30 protein-coding genes are annotated in these 24,027 nt (G+C 35.4%); 21 read left to right on the forward strand and 9 right to left on the reverse strand.

The window, feature by feature from the left end:
• Window positions 1-18 precede the first annotated feature (18 nt).
• Window positions 19-693, reverse strand: coding sequence for a type 1 glutamine amidotransferase (locus tag FFM65_RS08190; RefSeq protein WP_119316957.1), 675 nt, complete (start codon window positions 691-693; stop codon window positions 19-21).
• 45 nt (window positions 694-738) lie between these two features.
• Here FFM65_RS08190 and FFM65_RS08195 point away from each other — a divergent pair, with 45 nt between their 5' ends.
• The gene (locus FFM65_RS08195) at window positions 739-2,070 is read left to right on the forward strand and encodes a C1 family peptidase (RefSeq protein ID WP_245954210.1); all 1,332 of its coding nucleotides are present in this window, start codon (window positions 739-741) and stop codon (window positions 2,068-2,070) included.
• Between the two features lie 43 nt (window positions 2,071-2,113).
• Here the strand turns inward: FFM65_RS08195 and FFM65_RS08200 are convergent, their stop codons facing one another.
• On the reverse strand, window positions 2,114-2,773 hold the full coding sequence (locus tag FFM65_RS08200; protein ID WP_119316959.1) for an EAL domain-containing protein: 660 nt from the start codon (window positions 2,771-2,773) through the stop codon (window positions 2,114-2,116).
• Window positions 2,774-2,996: 223 nt separating this feature from the next.
• Here FFM65_RS08200 and FFM65_RS08205 point away from each other — a divergent pair, with 223 nt between their 5' ends.
• On the forward strand, window positions 2,997-3,449 hold the full coding sequence (locus tag FFM65_RS08205; RefSeq protein WP_119316960.1) for a CopY/TcrY family copper transport repressor: 453 nt from the start codon (window positions 2,997-2,999) through the stop codon (window positions 3,447-3,449).
• 203 nt (window positions 3,450-3,652) lie between these two features.
• Here the strand turns inward: FFM65_RS08205 and FFM65_RS08210 are convergent, their stop codons facing one another.
• Both FFM65_RS08210 and FFM65_RS08215 read right to left on the reverse strand, forming a co-directional pair.
• Window positions 3,653-4,186 (reverse strand): GNAT family N-acetyltransferase, encoded by a 534-nt coding sequence (locus FFM65_RS08210; RefSeq protein WP_119316961.1) that lies wholly within the window; start codon window positions 4,184-4,186, stop codon window positions 3,653-3,655.
• Between the two features lie 11 nt (window positions 4,187-4,197).
• Window positions 4,198-4,632: a GNAT family N-acetyltransferase gene (locus FFM65_RS08215; RefSeq protein WP_119316962.1), complete on the reverse strand. Its 435-nt coding sequence runs from the start codon at window positions 4,630-4,632 to the stop codon at window positions 4,198-4,200.
• 153 nt (window positions 4,633-4,785) lie between these two features.
• Here FFM65_RS08215 and rsmG point away from each other — a divergent pair, with 153 nt between their 5' ends.
• The 9 genes from rsmG to FFM65_RS12350 all read left to right on the forward strand — a co-directional run bounded on the left by rsmG (window position 4,786) and on the right by FFM65_RS12350 (window position 11,192).
• The gene (gene rsmG / locus FFM65_RS08220) at window positions 4,786-5,511 is read left to right on the forward strand and encodes a 16S rRNA (guanine(527)-N(7))-methyltransferase RsmG (RefSeq protein WP_119316963.1); all 726 of its coding nucleotides are present in this window, start codon (window positions 4,786-4,788) and stop codon (window positions 5,509-5,511) included.
• 117 nt (window positions 5,512-5,628) lie between these two features.
• On the forward strand, window positions 5,629-6,405 hold the full coding sequence (locus FFM65_RS08225) for a ParA family protein (protein ID WP_059074658.1): 777 nt from the start codon (window positions 5,629-5,631) through the stop codon (window positions 6,403-6,405).
• Window positions 6,386-7,255 (forward strand): ParB/RepB/Spo0J family partition protein, encoded by an 870-nt coding sequence (locus tag FFM65_RS08230; RefSeq protein ID WP_119316964.1) that lies wholly within the window; start codon window positions 6,386-6,388, stop codon window positions 7,253-7,255. The genes FFM65_RS08225 and FFM65_RS08230 overlap by 20 nt, the downstream gene beginning before the upstream one ends.
• 9 nt (window positions 7,256-7,264) lie before the next feature.
• Complete coding sequence (locus FFM65_RS08235; RefSeq protein WP_010017993.1) at window positions 7,265-7,528, forward strand: DUF951 domain-containing protein; 264 nt, start codon at window positions 7,265-7,267, stop codon at window positions 7,526-7,528.
• Window positions 7,529-7,531: 3 nt separating this feature from the next.
• Complete coding sequence (ychF, locus tag FFM65_RS08240; protein ID WP_119316965.1) at window positions 7,532-8,635, forward strand: redox-regulated ATPase YchF; 1,104 nt, start codon at window positions 7,532-7,534, stop codon at window positions 8,633-8,635.
• A gap of 14 nt (window positions 8,636-8,649) precedes the next feature.
• On the forward strand, window positions 8,650-9,396 hold the full coding sequence (locus FFM65_RS08245; RefSeq protein WP_119316966.1) for a DUF1129 family protein: 747 nt from the start codon (window positions 8,650-8,652) through the stop codon (window positions 9,394-9,396).
• A gap of 285 nt (window positions 9,397-9,681) precedes the next feature.
• On the forward strand, window positions 9,682-10,344 hold the full coding sequence (locus FFM65_RS08250) for an ArsR/SmtB family transcription factor (RefSeq protein WP_119316967.1): 663 nt from the start codon (window positions 9,682-9,684) through the stop codon (window positions 10,342-10,344).
• Between the two features lie 75 nt (window positions 10,345-10,419).
• The gene (locus tag FFM65_RS08255; RefSeq protein WP_119316968.1) at window positions 10,420-11,067 is read left to right on the forward strand and encodes a DsbA family oxidoreductase; all 648 of its coding nucleotides are present in this window, start codon (window positions 10,420-10,422) and stop codon (window positions 11,065-11,067) included.
• A 2-nt stretch (window positions 11,068-11,069) separates the two neighbouring features.
• Window positions 11,070-11,192, forward strand: a complete 123-nt coding sequence (locus tag FFM65_RS12350) for a hypothetical protein (RefSeq protein WP_255311495.1) — start codon at window positions 11,070-11,072, stop codon at window positions 11,190-11,192.
• Window positions 11,193-11,235: 43 nt separating this feature from the next.
• Here FFM65_RS12350 and FFM65_RS08260 read toward each other — a convergent pair whose 3' ends face one another.
• On the reverse strand, window positions 11,236-11,433 hold the full coding sequence (locus FFM65_RS08260) for a hypothetical protein (RefSeq protein WP_119316969.1): 198 nt from the start codon (window positions 11,431-11,433) through the stop codon (window positions 11,236-11,238).
• Window positions 11,434-11,537: 104 nt separating this feature from the next.
• On the opposite strand from FFM65_RS08260, the gene FFM65_RS08265 reads away from it, so the two are divergent.
• The 10 genes from FFM65_RS08265 (at window position 11,538) to FFM65_RS08310 (ending at window position 20,661) form a co-directional block, all read left to right on the forward strand.
• Window positions 11,538-12,224, forward strand: coding sequence for a response regulator transcription factor (locus FFM65_RS08265; RefSeq protein ID WP_010018006.1), 687 nt, complete (start codon window positions 11,538-11,540; stop codon window positions 12,222-12,224).
• Between the two features lie 2 nt (window positions 12,225-12,226).
• Window positions 12,227-13,324 carry a sensor histidine kinase gene (locus FFM65_RS08270; protein WP_119316970.1) on the forward strand — a complete coding sequence of 366 codons (1,098 nt, stop codon included), beginning with the start codon at window positions 12,227-12,229 and terminating at the stop codon, window positions 13,322-13,324.
• Window positions 13,325-13,340: 16 nt separating this feature from the next.
• Window positions 13,341-14,579 (forward strand): D-alanyl-D-alanine carboxypeptidase family protein, encoded by a 1,239-nt coding sequence (locus FFM65_RS08275; RefSeq protein WP_119316971.1) that lies wholly within the window; start codon window positions 13,341-13,343, stop codon window positions 14,577-14,579.
• A gap of 12 nt (window positions 14,580-14,591) precedes the next feature.
• The gene (locus tag FFM65_RS08280) at window positions 14,592-16,121 is read left to right on the forward strand and encodes a UDP-N-acetylmuramoyl-L-alanyl-D-glutamate--2,6-diaminopimelate ligase (protein WP_119316972.1); all 1,530 of its coding nucleotides are present in this window, start codon (window positions 14,592-14,594) and stop codon (window positions 16,119-16,121) included.
• Between the two features lie 5 nt (window positions 16,122-16,126).
• Entirely contained in the window at window positions 16,127-16,864 is a 738-nt protein-coding gene (locus FFM65_RS08285) for an aspartate/glutamate racemase family protein (protein ID WP_119316973.1), read from the forward strand.
• Between the two features lie 71 nt (window positions 16,865-16,935).
• A complete protein-coding gene (locus FFM65_RS08290; RefSeq protein ID WP_119316974.1) occupies window positions 16,936-17,490 on the forward strand; it encodes a hypothetical protein in 555 nt (184 codons plus the stop codon).
• Window positions 17,491-17,892: 402 nt separating this feature from the next.
• A complete protein-coding gene (locus tag FFM65_RS08295) occupies window positions 17,893-18,771 on the forward strand; it encodes a metal ABC transporter solute-binding protein, Zn/Mn family (RefSeq protein ID WP_119316975.1) in 879 nt (292 codons plus the stop codon).
• A gap of 2 nt (window positions 18,772-18,773) precedes the next feature.
• Complete coding sequence (locus FFM65_RS08300) at window positions 18,774-19,439, forward strand: ATP-binding cassette domain-containing protein (RefSeq protein WP_119316976.1); 666 nt, start codon at window positions 18,774-18,776, stop codon at window positions 19,437-19,439.
• A gap of 1 nt (window position 19,440) precedes the next feature.
• The gene (locus tag FFM65_RS08305; protein ID WP_059073954.1) at window positions 19,441-20,238 is read left to right on the forward strand and encodes a metal ABC transporter permease; all 798 of its coding nucleotides are present in this window, start codon (window positions 19,441-19,443) and stop codon (window positions 20,236-20,238) included.
• 12 nt (window positions 20,239-20,250) lie between these two features.
• Entirely contained in the window at window positions 20,251-20,661 is a 411-nt protein-coding gene (locus tag FFM65_RS08310) for a GtrA family protein (protein ID WP_119316977.1), read from the forward strand.
• A gap of 105 nt (window positions 20,662-20,766) precedes the next feature.
• Here FFM65_RS08310 and scrK read toward each other — a convergent pair whose 3' ends face one another.
• The 4 genes from scrK to FFM65_RS08330 all read right to left on the reverse strand — a co-directional run bounded on the left by scrK (window position 20,767) and on the right by FFM65_RS08330 (window position 24,006).
• Window positions 20,767-21,648, reverse strand: coding sequence for a fructokinase ScrK (gene scrK, locus FFM65_RS08315; RefSeq protein WP_119316978.1), 882 nt, complete (start codon window positions 21,646-21,648; stop codon window positions 20,767-20,769).
• Window positions 21,649-21,768: 120 nt separating this feature from the next.
• Window positions 21,769-22,032 carry a Txe/YoeB family addiction module toxin gene (locus FFM65_RS08320; protein ID WP_119316979.1) on the reverse strand — a complete coding sequence of 88 codons (264 nt, stop codon included), beginning with the start codon at window positions 22,030-22,032 and terminating at the stop codon, window positions 21,769-21,771.
• Window positions 22,032-22,286: a type II toxin-antitoxin system Phd/YefM family antitoxin gene (locus FFM65_RS08325; protein WP_119316980.1), complete on the reverse strand. Its 255-nt coding sequence runs from the start codon at window positions 22,284-22,286 to the stop codon at window positions 22,032-22,034. The genes FFM65_RS08320 and FFM65_RS08325 overlap by 1 nt, the downstream gene beginning before the upstream one ends.
• A gap of 109 nt (window positions 22,287-22,395) precedes the next feature.
• Complete coding sequence (locus FFM65_RS08330) at window positions 22,396-24,006, reverse strand: putative polysaccharide biosynthesis protein (protein ID WP_119316981.1); 1,611 nt, start codon at window positions 24,004-24,006, stop codon at window positions 22,396-22,398.
• Window positions 24,007-24,027: the final 21 nt, after the last annotated feature.

Below are 24,027 nucleotides of genomic sequence, written 5' to 3' on the forward strand. Positions count from 1 at the left end.
CTAACAGTTGTGTTTTTTTTATTTGCTAGTTTCAGCTAAGCGTTTCTTGTGAGCTGCAATAATCTTATCGGCAATGGCACGGGCAACGTTCTCATTTTTCAAAATAGGACCATGAGAATAGCTACCTATAACGTTCTTATAACGCATACCTTCTTGCTTGTCGTCAGGATTATTACCGTAGCCTTCGACCATTTGACCGAAAGGTTTTAACTTGTTTTTATCATCGAAATAAGTTCGACCACTGTGGTTTTCGAAAGCTTTAACAGTACCCCATTCAGTCTTGTACTCAGTATCACCAATCATACGACTATCTGCTTTAAAGACGGTATGGAAAGGTAAAATATCAAGACAAGGAATAGTTTCACCGCTACTAGTTTCGTAATATTTACCTAAGAATTGGTAGCCACCACAGATGCAAAGCATTGGATTGTCGGCATCGATGTATTCCTTAATAGTTTCACGGTGTCTCTTTAGGTCAGTTGAAACAACGGATTGTTCAAAATCTTGACCACCACCGAAGAAAAGAAAATCGTAATCAAAGGCATTAAATTTCATACCGAGGCTGATATTATCAACTTGAGTGTCGTAGCCCTTTTCTTTGAGAAGAAAGCTGAGAATCTTAACGTCACCGCTATCTCCATAGGTGTTCATTAAATCTTCGTATAAATAAGCAATTTTAATAGGTTCAGACATAATTTATCTCCAAATAGTATGAATATTGTAATATTAATAAATGAGGTGATTGAATTGACAAAAGAAATCAATAAAAAGATTTTAGCAGATTTTAATGAGAACTTAAATCAAGATGCAACTAATAATGTGCTTAAAAACGCTGTAGCGCAAGTGGGGATTTATCAAGCTAGTGAGAATCCTAATGCCAAGACGTTATTAAATCCATCTTTTAACGTTACGGTCGATACGGGCAAAGTATCTAATCAAAAGCATTCTGGCCGTTGCTGGTTATTCGCAGCTTTGAACACTTTGCGCACGGAATTTGCTCAAAAGAATAATCTAAAAGATTTTGAATTATCACAAAACTATCTTTCATTTTATGATCGTCTAGAAAAGGCTAATTATTTCTATCAAAATATTTTAGAAACAGCTGATTTACCAGTTGATGATCGAAAAGTTAACACATTGTTCAGTTCTCCTAGTGGTGATGGTGGTTACTGGGTTTACGCTGCCAATTTGATTCAAAAATACGGAGTGGTTCCTAATTACGTAATGCCAGAAACTCAAGCTTCCGACAATACAACTGAATTTAACGCCGTTTTGAATAAGATGCTACGTAAGAATGGTATCGAATTGCGTCAAATGGTTCAGGATAAGACAGATCAAAGTAAAATTGATCAACATGTTGAAGAAATGCTTTCTGAAGTTTATAAAGTTTGTGTTTACTCATTTGGGATGCCACCAAAGGAATTTGAGTTATCACTTCATACGGATAATGACAAATTGATTGAAGAGACAAGTATCACACCAAAAGACTTCTTAAAACGTTACTTTACGATGAATCTAGATGATTATGTCATTGTAGAGAATTCACCACAAAAGAGTAAAAAGTACCATCAAACATATACGATCGCTGAATCTGGCAACGTCGTTGGTGGTCGAATTGATAAGTTTTTGAATTTGCCAATTGAACGTTTGGAAGAATTAACAATTGAACAACTAAAAGGCAATGATCCAGTTTGGTTTGGAAATGATGTTTCTGAAGAATCAGACCGTAAGAAAGGTTACTTGTTAGGTGACTTGTATCAATACGATAAATTATTCAATATTGACTCTGAAATTGAAAAAGGACTTCGTTTGGATTACAAGCAAGCTCAAGTTTCACACGCTATGACTATTACCGGAGTCAATTTAGTTAACGGAGTTGCTAATCGTTACAAAGTTGAAAACTCTTGGGGTAGCGACAATGGTGAAAATGGCTACTACATGATGGATAAGAAGTGGTTTGAAGATTATGTCTACGAAGTAATTATCAATAAGAAATATTTAACAGCCACTGAATTATCCGAATACAATCAAGATCCTATTGAATTACCAGCTTGGGATTCTTTAGCCTAAAATAAAAGACCGATTAACTTTTTATAAGCTAATAGGTCTTTTTTTAAGGCATCGAAGGTTTACCATAAAGGTAACCTTGTTGAATATTGATGCCGTATTTTTGAGCGAGAATTTGGTCTTTGGAGTCTTCTACGCCTTCTAGTACCATATCTAAACAGTACTTTTTAGCTTGATGAACCCAAAAGGATAGGTATTCAGGAATTTTGTCAGCATTACCACTCATACGAAGATTTTGCATCGCAAACTTGATTCGATCCACATATGGCAATGAATGTTTGATATTATCAAAAGTATTAGAACCTGTCCCGACATCGTCGATTACTAAAGCAATGTCATATTGATGCAATACCAAGCTGTATTCTTTTACTTTGGCTAATGGCATGGCGTCAGTAAATTCAATCGTTAAAGAAACTGGGTCAATTCGCTTCTTTAAAGCAATGATTGCCCCCAGAGTAAGTGGGTCGTTAGCTTGTTCCTTATTCAAATTAAATGATAAGGCGCGGTGCTTATTGTTTTGCTTAGCTAAGATATGTGCAGTCTTCTCAACTAGACCGACTTGTTTTTCGATCGAAAGCTCTGTGAAATCTTCTGGTAAATGCCAATTGCCATTGTCTTCTTTACGTAAAAGGACTTCATATCCAAAAAGAGTATCTGTGCTCTTGTTGACTTGTGGTTGAACAAAAAAACTATACTTCGTAGGCATTTTCCCTCCTATCCTAAAATTCTCTTGTACTTGAGTATTTTATTCCATTTTTTAATTTATATCAATTAAACAGGTTATTAATCTAGGAATAATAAATATTCCTATATGAATATCATACTAGTATTTCGATAAATATGTCTTTATCGAAATCTCTAATGAAAACAAACTATAAAAATCCATAAGTAATGTTATATAATGTTCTCATTAAGAGAGGACGTTTTTAATGGATACTGTTGCAAAAAAAGAACAGAAGAAAGTTGAAATTTCTTCAGCTGAATGGCAAATCATGCGTATCGTCTGGACGTTGAAGCATGTGACTAGTTCAGAAATCATCAATTTGATGCAAAAGAAACAGACTTGGTCTGATTCCACAATCAAAACTTTAATTACACGGTTGACTAAAAAGGAATTTCTTAGTCGTAAGAAAGAACAAGGTCGTTATATTTATTCTTCAACAGTGGCTGAACAAGATACGATGAATGAATATGCCAACACTTTGTTCAATGACTTTTGTGCTCATAAAGCAGGATCGGTTTTGAATGAATTGATTGATTCCTTAGAAATCAGTCAGGCTGACATTGCTAAACTAGAAAAAACTTTAAAAGAAAAAGAAAAGACTGCTCCAGAGCACGTTCATTGCGATTGTCTACCAGACGGTTGTGACGATATGTGCTAAAATTAAGTTCCTTGGCAGGGGCGTAGGCTGAACTCATATAATTGAGTTTGGCCTATTTTTCTTACTTTTTGTTAAATGATCAACAGTGATAATTTAGCAAATGAATATGTATGTAAAATATAAAAAATGTAAATTTTTAGTAAATAAAAGTTGCTTAACTGAGTTTAAAGAGTAATAAAAAGACTGAATTTAAGGATTCAGCCTCAATTAACTAATTCTGTTTTCATGATTAAATCTTTTTTAGTAGTTCCATCTAGAGTAAATTTCTGACTACCAATCGACTTAAAACCAAACTGTTTATAAAAATTGATAATGGACAAATTATATTCCCAAATACTACTCCAGATAGAATTCTTATGTAAAAGTTTAGCCTGATTCATTGTAAATTCAATCAGCTTATCTTCCAAGCCGATGTATTTAAAACCATGGCGTAAATAAATACGATCGATTTCTAAACTATTGTTTCCCATATTTTTATTTTGAGCAGAGCCAACATTTAATTTCAAGTAACCAGCTAATTTGTGATTATAGTAAATGAAATAGAAAAATGATTCAGGATTCATTAATTCTTGTGCTAGTTGACCATAATTATAATTTTTATTCGTATATTTAATGAAGTCACTGTTAGCTGTTGATTTTCTAAAGGTATCGTTAAAAGTTTCCACGCTTAAACGATGTAATTTAGGTAGGTCAACGTAATTAATATTGGTAATTTCAGTTGGAATTGAAAAGATCATATTATCATCTCCTAATCAAATGTTAGTAGCATGTCTAAGTGAGGGATATTATCCTCTAAATAAACTTCTGAAATTGCTTTAAATCCGAATTGTTCATAGAATTTTTGTAAATAAGCTTGAGCTTGAATTTGGATAGGTTTTTTAGGAAACTCTTTTTTTATTTTATCTATAGTTGCCTGAACAATCTTTTCACCTAAACCATTTTTACGAAATTCTTTGACTACTAAGACACGGCCAAAAGTAATGTGATTTCCTTTGTCAATAATTCTTGTGTAAGCCTTTAATTGATTATTTTCAACTAAGCAGACGTGTAAATCGTCATAATCATCATCATCAACCTCTTGGTAAGGACAATTTTGTTCAACAACGAAAACTTTAACACGCTCTTTTAAAATATCTATTAGTTCCTTTGATGTTAATTCATTAGTATGTTTAGTAATTATCATATGAAAACCTCCATTTTATTTTAGATAATAGTACAATCGTTTTGTTGTAAATGCAACAAAAAAGTAAATCTTTTTTCTAACATTGAATTAAAGTCCACAATAATATAGGATAAAAGGGTGTGAAACATGTGTTTCACGAGTGGAGGTATGTCAATGAAACCGGAAGAATTTTTTGAATCCTTGGCAAAACAAGGGATTGAGTTAAGTGAAACTCAAAAAGATCAATTTGCGACTTACTTTAAGGAATTGGTTGAAACTAATAAAGTTATGAACTTAACTTCAATTACCGATGAAGATCAAGTTTATTTGAAACATTTTTACGATTCGATTGAATTAGGATTCGTCGATAAAAAAATCTTGAGTGACGAATTAACACTTTGTGACGTTGGATCAGGTGCAGGTTTTCCATCTCTGCCTTTGAAGATCGTTAATCCTAAACTTAAAATCACCATCGTTGATTCATTGAATAAGCGAATCAAATTTTTAGATGGTTTGGTTAATAAATTAGGTCTAAAAGATGTCAATTTAGTGCATGGCCGTGCTGAAGAAGTCGGTAAGAACGCTCAATTTAGAGAACAATTTGACGTTGTAACGGCTCGTGCAGTCGCCGCAATGAATGTTTTGACAGAATTTTGTTTACCACTAGTTAAGGTTGGTGGACAATTCGTTGCTATGAAGTCTGAAAAAGCTCCGGAAGAAGTTAAAAAAGCAGGATTTGCAATTGAGACTTTGGGTGGAGAAATCAAGCAACAAACGTCAGTTGAATTGCCAAATGATGCAGGAATCCGTAATTTTATCTTTGTAGGCAAAGTTAATAAGACGCCGAAGAAATATCCAAGAAAACCAGGAACGCCTGCAAAAAAACCACTTGTGAAATAATTAGACAGTATAAATGAATACTGCAAAAATGATAAGATTATATAGATATGGTAAAAGTGAACCATAAGTAAATATTTTGGGAGACCGTTATAACGGCTCTAAAGATAGGGGAATAAAATGGCACGAAAAATATCTGTTGCAAATCAAAAAGGTGGTGTTGGAAAAACTACTACCACCATTAATTTGGGAGCATGCTTAACTGATTTGGGTCAAAGAGTATTGATTGTTGATACTGACCCTCAAGGAAATGCTACCAGCGGTTTAGGTATTAAAAAGGCTAATGTTGAAAAAGATGTCTATGATGTTTTAGTGAACGAATATCCGTTGAAAAAAACGATTATTCATACTAAACATCCGAAACTAGATATCGTTCCAGCAACGATTCAATTAGCCGGTGCAGAAATGGAATTGACGACGATGATGGCTCGTGAAACGCGTTTACGTGCAGGAATTGAAGAAGTCGACAATGATTACGATATTATTTTGATCGATTGTCCACCTTCATTAGGTCAACTCTCTACTAATGCCTTTACGGCTAGTGATTCAATTATTATTCCAGTTCAAAGTGAGTATTATGCATTGGAAGGATTGAGTCAATTGCTAAATACCATTCGTTTGGTTCAAAAACATTTCAATACTAACTTAGCTATCGAAGGTGTCTTGATCACAATGTTAGATGCCAGAACTAATTTAGGTGCTCAAGTAGTTGACGAAGTGAAATCGTATTTTGGAGATTCAGTTTACAAATCAATCGTTCCTAGAAACACACGTCTAGCGGAAGCACCTAGTTACGGTTTACCAATCGTCGACTTTGACGACAAGTCAAGAGGTGCTAAAGCTTATCGTGAACTTGCCGAGGAGGTGTTAAAGCGTAATGGCATCAAGCAAAAATAAAAAAGGCTTAGGAAGAGGAATTGACGCTATCTTTTCCGAATTCGAAGCTATTGATGAAAATAGTGAAACCGTTGTTGATCTTTCAATTGATGATATTCGTCCTAATCCATATCAACCTAGAAAGACTTTCGACCAAACTGCTTTAAACGAGTTAGCACACTCAATTGAACAAAACGGTGTCTTTCAACCAATTATCGTTCGTGAAAGTGTTAATGGTTTTGAAATTATTGCTGGAGAAAGACGTTTCCGTGCAAGTAAAATTGCTAAGAAGACTACTATTCCAGCTATCGTTCGTCCATTAAGCGAATCAGGGATGATGGAAATTGCTGTTTTGGAAAACCTTCAACGTGAAGATTTAACTCCACTTGAAGAAGCAGATGCCTATCAAACTTTGATTACGAAATTGAATTTGACTCAAGAGCAAGTTTCTCAAAGATTAGGCAAGTCTCGCCCTTATATCGCCAACTACTTACGACTATTGAATTTACCTGAAGCTACTAAGAAATTAGTTCAAAGTGGTAAATTATCAATGGGCCAAGCTAGAACCTTGTTGAGTTTAAAAGATCAAGATCAAATCGATCGTTTGGCTAAGCGTGCTGTGGAAGAAGATTTGACTGTACGTCAACTTGAACAATTGGCTACCGAATCTAAACACAACAGCAAGAAAAAGAAGAAGGCTGTTCAAAAGTCGCCTTTCATTAGAGCAACTGAAGAAAAATTAGTTGAAAGATTTGATACACCAGTTGCTGTGAAGGAAACTAGAAGCGGTCACGGAAAATTAGAAATTGATTTCTCGAATACGGATGATTTAAATCGTATTTTAGACATATTAGGAATCCATTTAGATTAGAGGAATTGTATGTTTAAACTTGGAGATATTATCACAATGAAAAAACCTCACGCTTGTGGGGAAAATCGCTGGGAAGTTATCCGTTTGGGTGCGGATATTAAAGTTAAATGCTTAGGCTGTGGTCACATCGTGATGATTCCACGGGCTGAATTCAAGAAGAAATTCAAGAAAGTTTTAACACAAGCTGACCAAGTGAAAACAGAAAATGAAGAACATTATTTGAAAAAATCTCAATTAATGCCACCAAACTTTATTAAAAGAAATGAGGAATAAATAATGGCTCTAACTGCCGGAATTGTCGGACTACCAAACGTTGGTAAGTCAACTTTATTTAATGCTATTACAAAAGCTGGTGCGGAGATGGCAAACTATCCTTTCGCCACAATCGACCCTAACGTGGGTATGGTTGAAGTACCAGATAGCCGTCTATCAAGAATCGATGCCTTGATTCCCGCTAAAAAAGTTATTCATACTACTTTTGAATTTACTGATATCGCTGGTATCGTTAAAGGTGCTAGTAAGGGTGAAGGACTTGGTAATAAGTTCTTGGAAAACATCAGACAAGTTGATGCCATTGTTCACGTTGTTCGTGCATTCGATGATGACGATATCACAAGTGTCACTGGTAAAGTTGACCCACTAGATGATATTGAGACTATTAATTTGGAATTGAGTATTGCCGATCTTGACAGTATCAACAAACGTTATACTCGTGTTGAAAAAGCAGCTAAGAGTGCCAAGGATAAAGAAGCTCAAGCTGAATTGTCAGTCCTTGAAAAGATCAAGCCAGTTCTTGAAGAGGGTGGCGCTGTTAGATCAATCGACTTTGACGAAGATGAACAAAAAATCGTTAAGGGACTATTCCTACTAACTTCAAAGCCTGTTTTGTACGTAGCTAATATTGCTGAAGAAGATATGGCTGATCCAGAAAGTTCTAAGTATTACAAAGTTGTTGAAGATTACGCTAAGAAAGACAATGCTCAAGTAATTGGCGTATCTGCTAGAACTGAAGAAGAAATCGCTGAATTAGATGATGACGAAAGAAAAGAGTTCCTTGAAGCTGAAGGTGTTACTGAATCAGGTCTCGATAAGCTTATCAAAGCTAGTTACAAGCTATTAGGACTTAGAACTTTCTTCACTGCTGGTGGTAAGGAAACTCGTGCTTGGACTTTCCATGAAGGTATGAAAGCACCACAAGTTGCCGGAATTATTCACTCTGATTTTGAACGTGGATTTATCCGTGCTGAAGTTATGTCATTTAGTGATTTGGATGAATTAGGTAGTGAAAAAGCCGTCAAAGAAGCCGGCAAATTACGTGTTGAAGGTAAGGATTACGAAGTTCAAGATGGAGACATCATCGAATTCCGCTTTAACGTCTAACCAGGGGGACAAAAATGTCAGAGGATTTAAGAGAAAAGAATAAGCAAGCTTCTGAAAAGCAAAAAGTTGCTTCAGCTAAGAATGAAAGAAAAGAAGAAATAAAAACGGAAATCTACAATGCTAGTGCAGATGATTTGCGTAAAAAATTGAGTAATAAGAATGCTGAATATGTTTTTAAACTCAATAAATATTTGATGGAAGATGGTTTCAAAGAAGACGAAGCTAAAGAAGCTATCGATAAGTTGCTTCCAGAAATCGTTGATAATCAAATCAAAGGGATTCCAGCTAACCAACTTTATGGTCCAGTAACTCAAAGAGCTAAAGATATCGTTCATCCAACTAAGAAGCCTAAAGTGACACCATTCTGGGCTTCATGGATCGACACATCATTATTATTCTTTGCTCTATTTGGCGTTTTGTACGGAATCGTTGCTTTGACAACAAAGAAACCAGATCCAAATAATCAAACAGGTATTATTACTTTGATTGTCTTATCTGCTATGTGGGGTGCATTGTTAACATGGTTCAACAACCAAATGAAACGTCCTAAATCAGAACGTCCCGGTTGGGGAATTACTATTGGATATTTGGTCGTTGGTTTAGCCTTCATGTTTGTTTTCTTGGCAGCCATGACAGCTGTACCTACATCAATCAACCCAGCTCTTAATGCAATTGGATACTTCATCGCTGCAGTAGTAGCTTACGGAGTTCGTTTCTTCTTCCGTCGTACTATGGGTATTCATGATCGTTCATTCGTATAAAAAAATAAGAGTTTAATTGAGTGTTCTCATTGGGTTCTTTCTCAATTTAAGCTGCCACTACCGACTGGAAAACGTCTTTTATTATTTATTTCAAGTAAATCAAAATAGCATCAATTCAGATATAGTTGTTAAATATTTGTCTGAATTGATGCTATTTGTTTGATTATAAAAAGTATAGAACCACTATCTAGTCCGGAATAGCAAAAAAATTGACAATTACTAAAAACTAATTAGACTAAAGCTATTCAATCAATTACTCAAATACTATTAAAGGAACCAAAAAACATGAATGAAATAGCTAATGAATATAAAACTGATCTCTACACGGAATTATCAAAAATTGGTAAAAGTTTATCTAGTGATCGACGGTTGGAAATACTAGATTTACTTTCTCAAAGTCCCAAAACGGTCGAGTCGCTTTCAAAGCAATCTGGGATGACTGTTGCCAACACCTCAAGACATTTAAAAAATCTCCGTGAAGCTAATTTAGTTAAAAATAAAAAACAAGGGAATTTCGTAATATACCAATTAGCATCGCCGCAAGTTGAACAACTCTTTTATTTGTTGCGAGATGTTGGCGAGAATCAATTAGTAGGTATGAAACAGCTTCAAAGTCAGTTTGCTCTTGAAAGAAAAGTTCAGACGCTTGATTTGCCGGCAGCTATGAAATTAATTACTCGTGATGATGTGCAATTGCTAGATGTTCGTCCCCAAGAAGAATTTGCAGCTGGTCATATTAAAGGGGCAATCAATATTCCGGCAGATGAATTAAAAAAGGCCTTAAAGCAACTTGATCCAGCCAAAGATATTATTGTTTATTGTCGGGGACATTTGTGTGCACTGACTAATCAAGCAGCGCATTTGTTAAATAAATCTGGATATCATGCTTATAGTTTGAACGAAAGTTATTACGATTGGCGTGAATTTGTGAGTGAGCAGGCAAATTGACATGTTTTGCAATCATGCTAGTATTAAACTATTCAATCAATTAATTGAATAGCAAATGATTAGAGGATAAAAACTATGGAAATTAAATACTGGTCAGATATTGCATGTCCATTTTGCTATATCGGTTCAACAAGAATGAAAAGAGCTTTAAAGGAATTGAATCTCTATGATGAAACACCTTTGGAATTTAAATCATTTCAATTAGATCCAACTTCTCCAACCACAACTGATGAAACGATGGTAGAACATTTTTCATCTGGACATGGTATGTCAGCCGAACAAGCTACTGCTCAAATTCAACAAATTTCACAAATGGGAGCTTCTGACGGTCTAAAAGTTGATTTGATAAATGCTATACCAACTAATACCTTAGATGCTCATCGTTTGATTAAGTTAGCTGATTCAACTGGTGACCGGAATTTAACTGAAAAAGTAATTGATGCGTTTTACCAAATTTACTTTAGTAATGGCGAATCGATTGCCGATCACGATGTGTTAAAAAAGGCTGCTACCAAAGCTGGATTGGATGCTTCGCAAGTTGATGAAATTTTGAATAGTAAAAAATTTGAACGTGAAGTTCGTAGTGATGAAATTGAAGCACAAAAATTAGGAATTCAAGGCGCACCATTTTTCGTAATTGATAACAAATACGGAATTTCAGGAGCACAACCTTATGAAACTTTCGTACAAGCTCTAAAACAAGTACAAGCTAAGGAGGGTTAATTTTGGAAGAGAAGAATGTTTTTCAAAATTTAGGCAGTGATGAAAGTGCTGTTTGCGGACCAGATGGTTGCAATATTCAGGCACATCGAGATAAAGAGAAAAATCAAGATAAAAAAACGAAATAATAAAAATGGCCTTGCTGGAAAATCCCAACAAGGCCATTATTTATTATTTAACTCTAAAAAACTGTACTAGACCGTACAAACCATATCCCCCAGCAGCGGCCTGCAAAATGGTCATGATTAAACCGACTTTTTTCAAATTAATGTTTTGATCGAAGTGGATTTCGTATTGGACAAAAGCGATAATTGCAATCGAAAAAATAATGATCAATAAGAACTTCATTCTCTTTTTTAAATATTCCATGGAAGCTCACTTTCTTAGTGTGATTAGTAATCTAGTTACATCTTATTGTATAATACTAACTAGTTGTAGACTTGTAAATATATGTACGCTTGAGAGGTTTAAAAATGAAAATCTTAGTGGTTGATGATGATAAAGAAATTGTAGAGCTACTCAGCATTTATATTAAAAACGAAGGTTATGAACCTATTGCAGCTAATTCTGGACAAGAAGCTTTGGACCAATTGGCAGCACACAGTGACATTGCCTTGATGGTTCTGGATATTATGATGCCTGGTATTGATGGAATTGAAGTCGTTAAGCGAGTTCGCAAGGATTCACAAATTCCAATTATTATTGTTTCAGCAAAGACGACCGATATGGATAAGATACAAGGTCTTATTACTGGTGCTGACGATTATGTCACGAAACCATTCAATCCTTTGGAGATTATGGCTAGAATTCGTTCGTTATTGCGTCGCAGCAATCAACAAGCAACCAAAAATGTTCCTGACAAACTAGAAGTTGGACCAATTACTATTTATAAAGATTCGCATGAAGTCGTTACAGACTCTGGACAAAAGGTTCAATTAACTGCGCTAGAATTTGGGGTACTTTACTTATTAGCAAGTCACCCTAATCGGGTCTTTTCAGCTGATGAAATTTTTGAAAGAGTTTGGAAACAAGAAAGTGTTGTTTCTGCCAAGACAGTTATGGTCCACGTCAGTCACTTGCGGGACAAACTAGAAGAAGCTACAAACGGCGAAAAAGTTATCGAAACTGTTTGGGGCGTCGGCTATAAAGTGGAGGTTTGATTTTGAATAAACGAATCAAACTGGATGCAAAGAAAAAAGGTGTCCTCCTTTTTGAAGGAATAGGCACCTTTCTTTTATTTCAGATAATAAATGCAATCATAATTGGTAGTCTTGGTAAAAATAATTTCATGCTGAATTTACAAAATAATTGGTCATTGTTGACGAATAGACTCGGGGCTATTATCGTAGTTTTAATTATGGAAATAGCTTTGACTGCGGCCATTGTCTTGAGTACTTTCCATAAGATGGAACTTGAACAAATTAAGCAAATTTTGCATAAAGCAGCTATCGATGACCAAACTAAGCAAGTTCAAACGAAGGTCAATCCTAGTTTACAGGGTATCATTGAAAGTTTTAATTTATTGATTTTAAATATGGATCAACATGCTGAAGAACAACGTCAATCTGAAAAGAGCAAGGATGAGCTGATCAGTAATGTCAGTCATGATATTAGAACGCCGCTGACTTCAGTAATTGGTTATTTAGGTTTGATTGAGGGTAAGAATTTCAATGATCTGAATCAAATCTTAAAATACACGCATATTGCTTACAAAAAGTCACTGGAGATGCAAAATTTAGTCAATTCACTTTTTGAATTTGCTAATGTTCAACATGCAACGAGCCGTTTGAAGATGACAAAATTCGATATGGCTCAAATGTTAGATCAGTTGTCAGCCGACTTTGAACTAGAAGCTAACAAACGAGGAATGGAAATTATTGTCAATTCCACGCCTGAAAAAATCATGATGCAAGGCGATACTGAAAAATTAGGTCGAGTCTTTAATAATTTGATCATGAACGCTTTAAAGTACGGTAAAGGCGCAACTCACATTTGGTTAAATGCTGAACAAAAGAAACAAGAAGTGGTGGTCACAGTTGCTAATAATGGTCAGCCAATCCCAGAAGATTCTTTAAAACACGTCTTTGACCGTTTTTATCGAGTTGAAGATTCTCGTTCTAAGAAGACTGGTGGGACTGGACTGGGCTTGGCAATTGCTCAAAGCATGGTTCAACTACACGGTGGTACAATAGCAGTTACTTCCGATAAAGAAAAGACATCATTTATTAGTCATTTTCCAATTTCGAAATCGAAAGATTGATTTGAGAGGTTTTATAATGAAAAGTTTCGCAAAGAAATTTATGTTGGTAATGTCAGTTTTTATTTTGACGTTACCAATTTTTACATCAGAGGCTACTGCCGCAACTTTTACTCAACCAGAACTAGAATTGAATGCTAGTGCTGGGATGATTTTTGATGAAAACAGTGGACAAATTGTCTACTCCAAAAATCCGGCTGAGAAATTGGCTATAGGTTCAATTACTAAAATTGTTACATTGTATTTAGTAACCAAAGCTATCAAAGATGGCAAAATATCTGAATCGGATTTAGTAACGCCAACTCAAGAACAGGCTGACATGACTCAAGATAACGAGTTGACTAATGTTCGATTGGATGCAGATAAGTCTTATTCGGTCAAAGATCTTTACAATGCTGCATGGATTGTTTCATCCAATTCAGCCGCCATGATGTTAGCCGGAAAAGTTGCTGGGACTCAAGCTAAGTTTGTCAAAATGATGCGCAAAACGGTAAAAAATTGGGGAATCAAAGATGCTGAGTTGTACAACGCTTCTGGGTTGAACAATTCTGATTTGAAGACTGACATGTACATTGGACCAACTGATGGTGAAAATAAGCTGTCTGCCAATGATATCGGTGTTATCGTCAAGCATGTTTTGGATCAATATCCGGAAATACTTCAGACAACTTCACAAACAAAATTATCATTCCCAATTGATAATGAAACTAAGACTTATGATACTTTGAATTTTCTATTAAAGGGTCAACGTGATTATCAAGAAGGTTATGAATTTGACGGCTTGAAGACTGGAACGACTGAACAAGCTGGAGAATCCTTTGTTGGGACTTTGCCTTTTGATAATACGAGACTAGTAACAATTGTATTGAATGCCCAAGGTGAAGACGATGATAATGATAAACGTTTCCGTTCTACTCAAAAATTAGTTCACTACGTAAAAGACAATTTTGAACGAAAAGAAGTTATCCAAAAAAATAAAAGCATAAAAATAAATAACAAAAAATATAAAACTTATGAACCTGTTTATGTTTGGTTGCCTAAAAACTCTAATATTGAAAATTTACGTTATACTGTAAGTAGTGACGACTTAGGTTTTACTGCAATCCACAATAAACAAACGGTAAAATTGATTGCCACGAACACTAACAGTGGTTATCTTCCGTTTAAAAAGGCAGATGTTAGAAAAAAGATACATAAGGAGACAAACCAGAAATCTTGGTGGGATCAAATCGTAGAATTTTTTAACCATTTATTTTAGGAGTGTGAAAGAATGAGTTTGAAAATAAGTAAAGCTATAGAGATTTTGAAGAAACATGATTTACTGGTTTCTAGTTCAGTTAGTGACGATAGTCTTGAAGTAACTAATATTAGCTACAATTCCAAAGAAGACCAAACCAATGGAATCTTCTTCTGCAAAGGAAATAAGTTCAAGGCTGAATACTTAGATCAAGCCATTAAGAATGGTGCCAAAATTTATGTTTCAGAAAAAGAATACAGCAAGGATATTGATCGTTTAATTGTTAAGAGTGCTTCAAAAGCTTTGGCTCTATTGAGTTCAGAGTACTTTGGCAATCCTCAAAATGACCTCTTCATTGTTGCATTCACAGGAACTAAGGGTAAGACAACAACATCATACTTTACATATGATATTTTGAAGAATGCTTATCCTAAACAAGTTGGTCTATTTTCAACTGTTGATCGTATCGTTGGACCAGGTCCAAAAGATGAATTTAAGTCAGATTTAACGACTCCAGAATCATTGGATCTTTTCCACGACATGAGAACTTGTGTTGACAATGGTATTAAATATCTTGTCATGGAAGTATCATCACAAGCTTATAAGAAGAATCGAGTTTACGGATTGAAATTCGATATAGGTGGATTTTTGAATATCACTCCCGACCATATCGGACCTAACGAACATCCAACTTATGCTGACTATTTAAATTGCAAGAAACAATTAATGGTCAACTCCAAGGTAAATATTATTAATCGTCAAACTAACGATTACGATACAGTCTATGCGGCTGCTAAAGAAACTAGTCCAGACAAAGATATTTATCGCTTTGCTAAAAATGAAGTTGGCGACACTGACTTCAGTATTCGTAACAAAGAATCTAATTTGAATGATTCAGTCTTTACCTATACTGCTGAAAGCGACAAGGCTGAAGATTTACAAGAACATGGTGAATACACTTATCAACTAGGACTTGTTGGTGATTTTAATGAGTTGAATGCTGGAGCGGCTATAACTGCTGCTAAGATTATGGGCATTGACAACGAGGTGATCGCCGATAGTCTAAAAAAAGCATTCGTCCCGGGGAGAATGGAACACATTAATACCAAGTCTCACGGGACCATCTTTGTAGATTATGCGCACAACTACGCTAGTATGAATGCTCTATTGAGCTTTTTGAAACGTGAGTATCCTAATTCAGCAATTAAAGTCGTCGTTGGAAGCCCTGGTGATAAAGGAGTTTCTAGAAGAGCCGGCTTTGCACAAGTTTTGACTGAATCAGCTGATGAAGCAATTTTAACAACAGATGACCCTGGATTTGAGGATCCGGCAGCCATTTGTAAAGAAATCGATGAAAAGATCGATCATACTAAAGTTAAAGTTAAGACAATTTTAGATCGTCCTAGCGCTATTAAAGATATGATCGAACACAGTTCTGGCGATGATATTGTTGTTTTAGCTGCTAAAGGAAATGACCCTTATCAAAAGACTAAGGGTGTTGATGTACCTTATGCAAGCGATCCAGTAGTCGCTAAGAAAATTTTGAAGGACATTGAGGGTTAAGAAATATGAAAAAATTCTTTACAGTAATCGGTGGTATGGGTAGTTTAGCCACTGAAAGTTATGTGCATTTGTTGAATGAAAAAACACCTACTAAAAAAGATCAAGATTATTTAGATTATATTTTGGTCAATCACTCAACTGTTCCTGATCGAACAGCACATATTCTTGATCACAGTAAACCTAGCTTTTTGCCTCCACTAGCTGAAGACATTAAGCAACAAAGTCTATTGAAACCTGAATTCATGGTAATTATTTGTAATACTGCTCATTATTACTATAAAGAATTGCAAGCCGTCACTGATATTCCAATTATTCATATGCCACATATGGCTATCAGCGTAATGAAGAAAAAGTATCCTCAAGCTAAGCGAATCGGTTTGATTGCTACTAAAGGTACGATTGCCGATCACGTTTACGAAAATGAGATCAAAGATGCTGGCTTTGAATACAGTTTGGGAGACCAAGCCGTTCAAGACGAAGTTGAAAGTCTAATTTATGATGATATTAAGGTTAAAGGTGAAGTCAATGCACCTAAATTCCATAAGATTTTAAAAACGATGCACGATAAATTCAATTGTGACGTTATAGTTTTGGGCTGTACTGAATTGTCATTAGCTCAAGAAAAGGCTCCAGATCATCCTTATAAAGTTATCGATGGTCAAGAAGTAATCGTCGATAAATCAATCGAATTTGGCGAAAAAATCCGTCGTGGTGAAAAAATCGATTTTGATAAGATTTATTAATGTTTCACGAGAAACATTGCGTACCTCTTTATACGTTCGCTATAATGGCAAATGTATAAGGAGGTATTTTTATGTTTAAGAGATTATCTATCGTAACAGTAACCTTATCTGGCCTTTTATTAGCCGGCTGCACTAGTCAACAATCAGCTGACTTGAAGACGACTAGCGATAAGACTGAACAAACAACAAGCAATACTCCCAAAAAATCGACTAAATCAAATCAAAATACGAAATCAACGAAATCAACTGACGAGACAAGTTCATCAGAAAAAGAAGATACTAGTAATAAGTCTGATGCCACTCAAACACAAAATAATCAAAATCAACAAGATCAGACGACTAGTCAAACAACGACTGATCAGACTCAAAATCAAACTGACAGTCAACAAACCCAAGATCAAACTCAACAATCGGTTAATTTAACAACTTCTCAAGAGGCAGTTGAATTTTTGGCTGACAAGTTAAGTTCAACTTATGATAAATCAACGACGCAATACGTCGCTAATGGCAAAGTCACTTGGAATGATGTGAATGGTTATCAAATCAATATTTATAGCAAGGATTCTGATTCACCAGTAGGTAGCTATTTAGTTCCAGCAAATGGCCAATACTTCCAAATCTGGTAGTCGCACTAACTTGCCTTTAATATAATAATTAGTTATATTCTTAAGAGGTCGGTTCAAAACTTATGTTTTGTTCGGACCTCTATTTTAGTGGGATAATTATTAGATAGAGGGGTTCCTGTAGTATCCCGTCCTCCATAGCAAAGAAAATTTGGTTAATGTAAAATGCCGTCTTCCACACAAGTCCTGTGATTGGCTGGAACGCTGCCGGCACTATTTTGAGCTTTCGCATGGCCCCAAAGACGCAAAATCTCAAAACTAGGCCTTTTTGTAAGTGCTAAAGCACTAACAAAAATTTGGCGGCTGAGCCATCACAGAACTTGTGTTCCAGCCAAATTTTCTTTGCTATGGAGGACGGAATCTTAACACTAATTCGACTTAAAAAAGAATTATAGGGGAAAATGAATGCGGAAAAGAAATGTACTATTATTAGTTTTGTTTTCGCTACTAATATTTGTAGGTGGGTGTGGTCATAAAACTGCATCAGATAAAAAAATTATTACGACAACTGTCAATACATACACAGAACCATTGAAGAGTGTTGTCGGGGATAAGTATCAGGTGGAATCAATTATTAAATCAGTCAATGTTGATCCACACAGCTTTTCGCCATCTAGTAATGATGCTAAACAAGTCGCTGATTCACGTTTAATTGTTGCTAGTGGCTTAGGTTATGATGATTGGGTCGAAAAAATCGTTACGGCTAATAGTCAGGATAAAAATTTAATTGATTTTTCTCGGGATGTTTTACACAAACAAGATGGTGACAATGAACATGTCTGGTTTGGAGTTAAGAACGTGCAAAGACTTAGTCAGGCAGTGGCCCAACATATGAGTCAGGTCGACTCTAAGAATAAAACCTACTATCAAGCTAACTTTAAGAAATATAAATTAAAATTAAATGGCTTAGTCAAAAGAGAAACTAAATTAAAGCAACAGACTGCTGGTAAAAAGGCCTATGTGACTGAACCTTTGCCATATTATTTGCTGAAAGATTTAGGAATAAGTATTGCTAATCCTCATTTTGCTAAAGCAATCGAAGAAGATACTGATCCGTCGATTGAGGACATTAAGAAAATGGAAAATGGCCTGAGACACCATAAAGTGAGTTTTTTAGTTGTAAATAAACAAGTCACTAGTGGTATTATCACTAAAATGACTAATTTAGCTAAAAAAAATAAAGTTCCGATTATTTATTTTACCGAAACTTTACCAAGTAATTTAGGCTACTATGAGTGGATGAATGGCAATCTGTCTCAAATCGAAAGGATAGTGAAGAGATAACTGTGATTGAAGCAAAGAATTTAACCAAGCGTTTTGGTAAGCAGCTAGTTTTTAAAGACGTCAATTTCACGATTAATGATGGCGACTTTATTAGTTTAATTGGTCCCAATGGCTCAGGTAAGACAACCTTAGTTAGGATTATGATGGGGCTTGAGAAGAAAACTAGCGGCGAGTTGAAAATGGATCACAAAAGAATCGGTTACGTGCCTCAATTCAGAAATATCGATTTGGATTATCCCTTAAATATTGAACAGTTTGTCCGTTTGAATTTGAAGTTTACGCTCAGCCCGAAACGTCGTAAAGCTGACAATGAATTAATCCAAACAATTTTAACGAAGACTAAGTTGACACAATTGAAAGATCGTCCCTTAGGATTAGCTTCTGGTGGTGAAAAGCAAAAGGCCTATCTGGCACAAGCTCTATTAAATGATCCGAAGATTTTAATTTTGGATGAATCGACAGCCAGTCTAGACGTTGAAGTGAAGATGCAATTGATGGATTTGGTTGCTGAGTTAAATCAAAAATATAATTTAACGGTAATTTTCATCACGCATGACTATGAATTGACAAAGAAATATACAACTAGAGCGTTATTCTTTGAAGAAAAGACTCTTAAAGAAGTTAAGGTCAGTGACGTTTCTGAAGATATGTTCGAGATGGAGAGTTAAAATGTTTGAATATGAATTTATGCGCGAAGCTTTTATTGCCAGTACTTTTATCGCTATAACGGCTGGATTGGTCGGGGTCTTCGTTGTATCAAGAAATATGTCATTTCTGTCGCATACGTTGTCAGAAATTGGTTTTGCGGGAGCTTCATTTGGAATCCTCGTTGGTATTTCACCACTGGCTGGAATGATTTTGTTTACTTTAGTCAGTTCGATTGCTGTTGGTAGTCTAAGTAGCGAATCTTCCAGACGTGAGGCATCGATCAGTGCGATTTCGTCGTTATTTATTGGTTTAGGAATTTTATTTTTATCGTTATCATCAGAATCAAGTAGTTATGCAACGAATATTTTGTTTGGTAGTATCGTCGGAATCAGTTCCAAAGAAGTTCAACAATTGATGATTTTGGCATTATTTGTCATTTTTGTCTTTATTATTTTCTATAAACCGCTCGCTTTTGACTCATTTGACCATATTGGAGCTCGTGCAGCCGGTTTAAAGACTAGATTGCTCTCAATAGCCTTTTTAGTAACTTTGGCTCTCAGCGTCAGTATCGGCGCTCAAATCGTTGGATCATTGTTAGTCTTTGTTTTATTGACTCTGCCGGGAGCAACGGCTAAATATGTTGTTCATACGGTACCTAAATTGATCATGGTTTCAGTAGGTTTATCGTTAGCAGGAGTTTGGTTAGGTTTGTATTTAGCGTTCGTAACCAATTGGCCGGTAACATTCTTTATTTCTGGCTTTGAAGTGATTGCTTATTTCTTAGGATTAAGCTATAAAAATTGGAAATTAAACCATTAAGGATATGTATAAATGATAAAAGAATTGTGGAGTAAATATAAAGATGCGATTCCCTATTTATTTTTCGGAGTCTTAACAACCGTAGTAAATTATGTGGCCTTTGCTTTGTTGTGGCGTGTTTTGAATATGAATTCTCAAGTTGCCAATGCAATTGCCTATGTGATTTCAGTTCTATTTGCCTATGTCACGAATAAATTGTGGGTCTTTAATTCCCATACCAAGACTTGGAAAGCTTTCTTCCAAGAAATGGGATCTTTCTTCTTATTCAGAGGTGGATCTTGGATTTTTGACCAAGGTACGATGTTTATCGGAATGGTTTTGCTGCATGGGAATGGTTTTATCGTGAAAATCATCGCCAATGTGGTAGTTGTTTTACTGAACTATATTTTTAGTAAGTTTATTATTTTTAGAAAAAGAAATTAATATGCCATCACAGAGATTTTGTTCCAGACTAGATTGAAATATAAAAAATTAATGCATGAAATAAAAAATTCCCACTAGAATTAATCTAGTGAGAATTTTTTATTCCTAATCTTGGAAAGCATTTAATTCACGAATGGCCAAGGCGAAATCACCTAGTGTAGCTGAACCATTGTTCTTAACTACTGGCATTGTGATGTATTTGTCTAATTCTGGAACTTCAACATAGTCATTGAGTAATTCCTTAAATTGAACACGAACTTTATCTAAGAATGTTTCACTGACAACACCGCCACCGAAGACGATCTTGTCGGGACGAAGAATCAAGGTAACTTGAATAGCAGCTTGAGCAACGTAGTAGGCCATGATATCCCAAACATGGTCAGTCAATGGAACGTCCTTACCAGGTTTACCTAAACGAGCATCAAATGTTGGTCCGGCAACCAAACCTTCAAGACAGTCACCGTGGAATGGGCAAATTCCCTTGAAATCTAAGTCATCAGGGTGACGTTTCAAGAAAGTGTGTCCCATTTCAGGATGACCAACGTTACCGATAAATTTACCATCTGCAATCGCACCAGCTCCCACACCAGTACCAATTGTGTAGTAAACCAATGAATTGATTTTTTCGTTAGATAGAGTTGACATTACGTATTCGCCATAAGCAGAACCGTTAACATCAGTTGTCCAAAACATTGGTACATCTAATTCTTTCTTCAAAGTACCGACAAAATCAGTATCTTTCCAACCTGGTTTAGGCGTTGAAGTGATGTAACCATATTTTGGTGAATTCTTACGTTGTTCGATTGGTCCAAATGAAGCAATACCGAGAGCTTCGATATCGAATTGTTTGAAATAATCGATTGTTTTTCTTAATGTTTCCTCAGGTGTTGTTGTTGGAAAGTGAACGCTATCCTTGATACGGTAGTCTTCGTCACCAACAGCACAAACAAATTTTGTTCCGCCTGCTTCAATACTTCCTACTAGCAAAATAAATCTCTCCTTGGCAATTAATAGTAATCGTTTGCAATAAGTAATACGATACTATTTTTTATTTTTGACGTCAAATAAGATTGTTTATTGATAAAAAAATATTAATAAGCAATCTTATTATTTAGTGTAGGGACCATAAACGGAATAAATATAAACTGTCTTTGATTGTTTATCAACACGATAAACAACTCGATGCTGTGAATTAATCCGTCTGGAATAGCATCCTTTTATTGGTGGAATTAATTTTTCAAAAGACTGGGATACTTCGAAAGGATTTTGCTTTAAAGTGTCAATAATATTTAAAAAATTTCTTTCTAAGGGAGTCCTTTTTATCTTTTTTAAGTCAGATTTAGCTTTGGAAGCAATTTTGATATTGTACATTATATTTCCTTCCAAGCTTGATCAAAATCGATGAAGTCATCATTCTCTCTGTCTTTAATTTGCTTAGTAACACCAGTGTTAGTTAAAAAGAGTGTTTCTTGGATAGCGTTCCAGTCGTCTTTACCAATAACTACGGCATCTTCGTGCTCCTTAGTAGTGGAAGAAATTAGAACAGGTTTATTCTCTGAATTTACATCTTTAAGAATATCAAATAATTTTTCTCTTGCTTTGGTTGGTGTATATACTTCTTTCATTTAATCATCTCCTGTACGTTATCCTGTACATGTTATATCATGTTTGAATTGAAAGTAGCAATATTTATGTTTAAAAAAAATGCAAACCTTTAATTGAAGGCTTGCATTTTTAGTAAATCTTAGTATCACGAATATCTTTTAGAATACTCAATGATCCATCTTTATAAGCTAAGAAGCCATAAACGGCCACACCAATCAAACCACAGATGATGATAACAATGATGGCACCAATCTTAGTAGCGTCAGAAATTACTTTGACGATAAAGAAATTAGCAATAGCAACGACTACTAACATAACAATTCCATCGATGAGGATTCGGAACAATTTCTTACCCAAGTCTTTATTGACGATTTGGAATTGCTTATTGATCAGTCTGAAGGCAAAGTACGACATCAGAATGAAGGCAATGGCAGTAGCTGTGACCGGTCCGTAAACTCCTAAGCTAACTGTTAACGGTACTTGTAAAATCATTTTGATAATGTAAGCAATTGCCAAGTAAACTAGTGATTTTCTAACGTGATGCGTAACCTGAAGAATGTTTTCCAAAATCATGAACAAACAATAGAAGAAAGCTTCCACACAAGAAACAATCAAGACTTTAGAACCGAGGATACTTTGGTCATAGAAGACGAAAACAGTCCATAATTGACGACTAATAGCCATCATTCCAAAAGTAGCAGGCAAAATAATGAAGAAAGTAAACTGAACGATATTTTGCATAAGTTTTTGGACGGGTTTTAGACCAGTTTTACGAGTAATCATAGCAGATAACGCTGGTATAACGGAGGCAGAAACAGAAATTGCTAAGGAAACTAGCACCATAATCAATTTGTTAGCCTGGAATCCGAACATCGCATATAAATCATCAATTGTCTTTTGACTAGCATGTAAAATCAATTCGTAAATCCAAGTAAAAGTCGTTTGGTCGAACAATTGTAGAACGGTCATAATTGTATCAACTAGCAAGAATGGAATAGCTGAACGCAACATTGAACTGAAACTGATTTCTGGACCATTTTCTTTAACGTCATCACTAGGCTTAATATCAGAAATAGTGACTGTTTTTCTAACTCGAACACGAATCCATAAGAGGAATATGTAAGCTAAGGTTGCCCCAATGAATGAAGCCAAAGTTGATTGGTTAACGGCTGCCATATAGCTACCTTTTTGCAAGATCATGATCGTGTAAGTTGCATAAAGCATGTAAGCTACACGGGCAATTTGTTCGATAACTTGTGAAAAGGCTGAATAAGAAATAAAGGCATATCCTTGAATATAACCACGCAAAATTCCAAGAGCTGGAATAATTAGCATTGCGATACTCAAGTATTTAATTGGCGTTACAACACGCATATCGCCGGCAGCCAGAACAATTGCCACATATTTAGCACCAAAAAACATAATGAATGCTAAGACGATTCCGACTAGGGACATATAAATTGTATATTTTTTGAAGAGCTTCTCACTTTGGTCAAAGCGACCTAAAGCATTGTGAGCAGCGACTTCTTTTGAAATAGCTGATGGAATACCTGCTGTAGCAATAATCAAGAAAAGATTATAAATATTGTAGACTTTCCCATACAAAGCGTTCGCAGCACCAACAGCTACCGGGCCAATCCATAGATTCCAAGGAATAATATAGACGACTGAAAGTATTCTTGAAAGAATCCCACTGATGGAAATCCAGAGAGAACTCTTAAGTAATGAATCTTTTTTCATGATTGTTTTCCATTCTGTGTA

This window comes from Companilactobacillus formosensis (genome assembly GCF_005405305.1).
In the GTDB taxonomy this organism is placed as follows: domain Bacteria; phylum Bacillota; class Bacilli; order Lactobacillales; family Lactobacillaceae; genus Companilactobacillus; species Companilactobacillus formosensis.

Excerpts from the sequence above, each read along its gene's own strand:
- FFM65_RS08190 (WP_119316957.1), bottom strand. The coding sequence starts at position 693 with ATGTCTGAACCTATTAAAATTGCTTATTTATACGAAGATTTAATGAAC.
- FFM65_RS08200 (WP_119316959.1), bottom strand. The coding sequence starts at position 2,773 with ATGCCTACGAAGTATAGTTTTTTTGTTCAACCACAAGTCAACAAGAGC.
- FFM65_RS08205 (WP_119316960.1), top strand. The coding sequence starts at position 2,997 with ATGGATACTGTTGCAAAAAAAGAACAGAAGAAAGTTGAAATTTCTTCA.
- FFM65_RS08210 (WP_119316961.1), bottom strand. The coding sequence starts at position 4,186 with ATGATCTTTTCAATTCCAACTGAAATTACCAATATTAATTACGTTGAC.
- FFM65_RS08215 (WP_119316962.1), bottom strand. The coding sequence starts at position 4,632 with ATGATAATTACTAAACATACTAATGAATTAACATCAAAGGAACTAATA.
- rsmG (WP_119316963.1), top strand. The coding sequence starts at position 4,786 with ATGAAACCGGAAGAATTTTTTGAATCCTTGGCAAAACAAGGGATTGAG.
- FFM65_RS08225 (WP_059074658.1), top strand. The coding sequence starts at position 5,629 with ATGGCACGAAAAATATCTGTTGCAAATCAAAAAGGTGGTGTTGGAAAA.
- FFM65_RS08230 (WP_119316964.1), top strand. The coding sequence starts at position 6,386 with ATGGCATCAAGCAAAAATAAAAAAGGCTTAGGAAGAGGAATTGACGCT.
- FFM65_RS08235 (WP_010017993.1), top strand. The coding sequence starts at position 7,265 with ATGTTTAAACTTGGAGATATTATCACAATGAAAAAACCTCACGCTTGT.
- ychF (WP_119316965.1), top strand. The coding sequence starts at position 7,532 with ATGGCTCTAACTGCCGGAATTGTCGGACTACCAAACGTTGGTAAGTCA.
- FFM65_RS08245 (WP_119316966.1), top strand. The coding sequence starts at position 8,650 with ATGTCAGAGGATTTAAGAGAAAAGAATAAGCAAGCTTCTGAAAAGCAA.
- FFM65_RS08250 (WP_119316967.1), top strand. The coding sequence starts at position 9,682 with ATGAATGAAATAGCTAATGAATATAAAACTGATCTCTACACGGAATTA.
- FFM65_RS08255 (WP_119316968.1), top strand. The coding sequence starts at position 10,420 with ATGGAAATTAAATACTGGTCAGATATTGCATGTCCATTTTGCTATATC.
- FFM65_RS08260 (WP_119316969.1), bottom strand. The coding sequence starts at position 11,433 with ATGGAATATTTAAAAAAGAGAATGAAGTTCTTATTGATCATTATTTTT.
- FFM65_RS08265 (WP_010018006.1), top strand. The coding sequence starts at position 11,538 with ATGAAAATCTTAGTGGTTGATGATGATAAAGAAATTGTAGAGCTACTC.
- FFM65_RS08275 (WP_119316971.1), top strand. The coding sequence starts at position 13,341 with ATGAAAAGTTTCGCAAAGAAATTTATGTTGGTAATGTCAGTTTTTATT.
- FFM65_RS08280 (WP_119316972.1), top strand. The coding sequence starts at position 14,592 with ATGAGTTTGAAAATAAGTAAAGCTATAGAGATTTTGAAGAAACATGAT.
- FFM65_RS08285 (WP_119316973.1), top strand. The coding sequence starts at position 16,127 with ATGAAAAAATTCTTTACAGTAATCGGTGGTATGGGTAGTTTAGCCACT.
- FFM65_RS08290 (WP_119316974.1), top strand. The coding sequence starts at position 16,936 with ATGTTTAAGAGATTATCTATCGTAACAGTAACCTTATCTGGCCTTTTA.
- FFM65_RS08295 (WP_119316975.1), top strand. The coding sequence starts at position 17,893 with ATGCGGAAAAGAAATGTACTATTATTAGTTTTGTTTTCGCTACTAATA.
- FFM65_RS08305 (WP_059073954.1), top strand. The coding sequence starts at position 19,441 with ATGTTTGAATATGAATTTATGCGCGAAGCTTTTATTGCCAGTACTTTT.
- FFM65_RS08310 (WP_119316977.1), top strand. The coding sequence starts at position 20,251 with ATGATAAAAGAATTGTGGAGTAAATATAAAGATGCGATTCCCTATTTA.
- FFM65_RS08320 (WP_119316979.1), bottom strand. The coding sequence starts at position 22,032 with ATGTACAATATCAAAATTGCTTCCAAAGCTAAATCTGACTTAAAAAAG.
- FFM65_RS08325 (WP_119316980.1), bottom strand. The coding sequence starts at position 22,286 with ATGAAAGAAGTATATACACCAACCAAAGCAAGAGAAAAATTATTTGAT.
- FFM65_RS08330 (WP_119316981.1), bottom strand. The coding sequence starts at position 24,006 with ATGAAAAAAGATTCATTACTTAAGAGTTCTCTCTGGATTTCCATCAGT.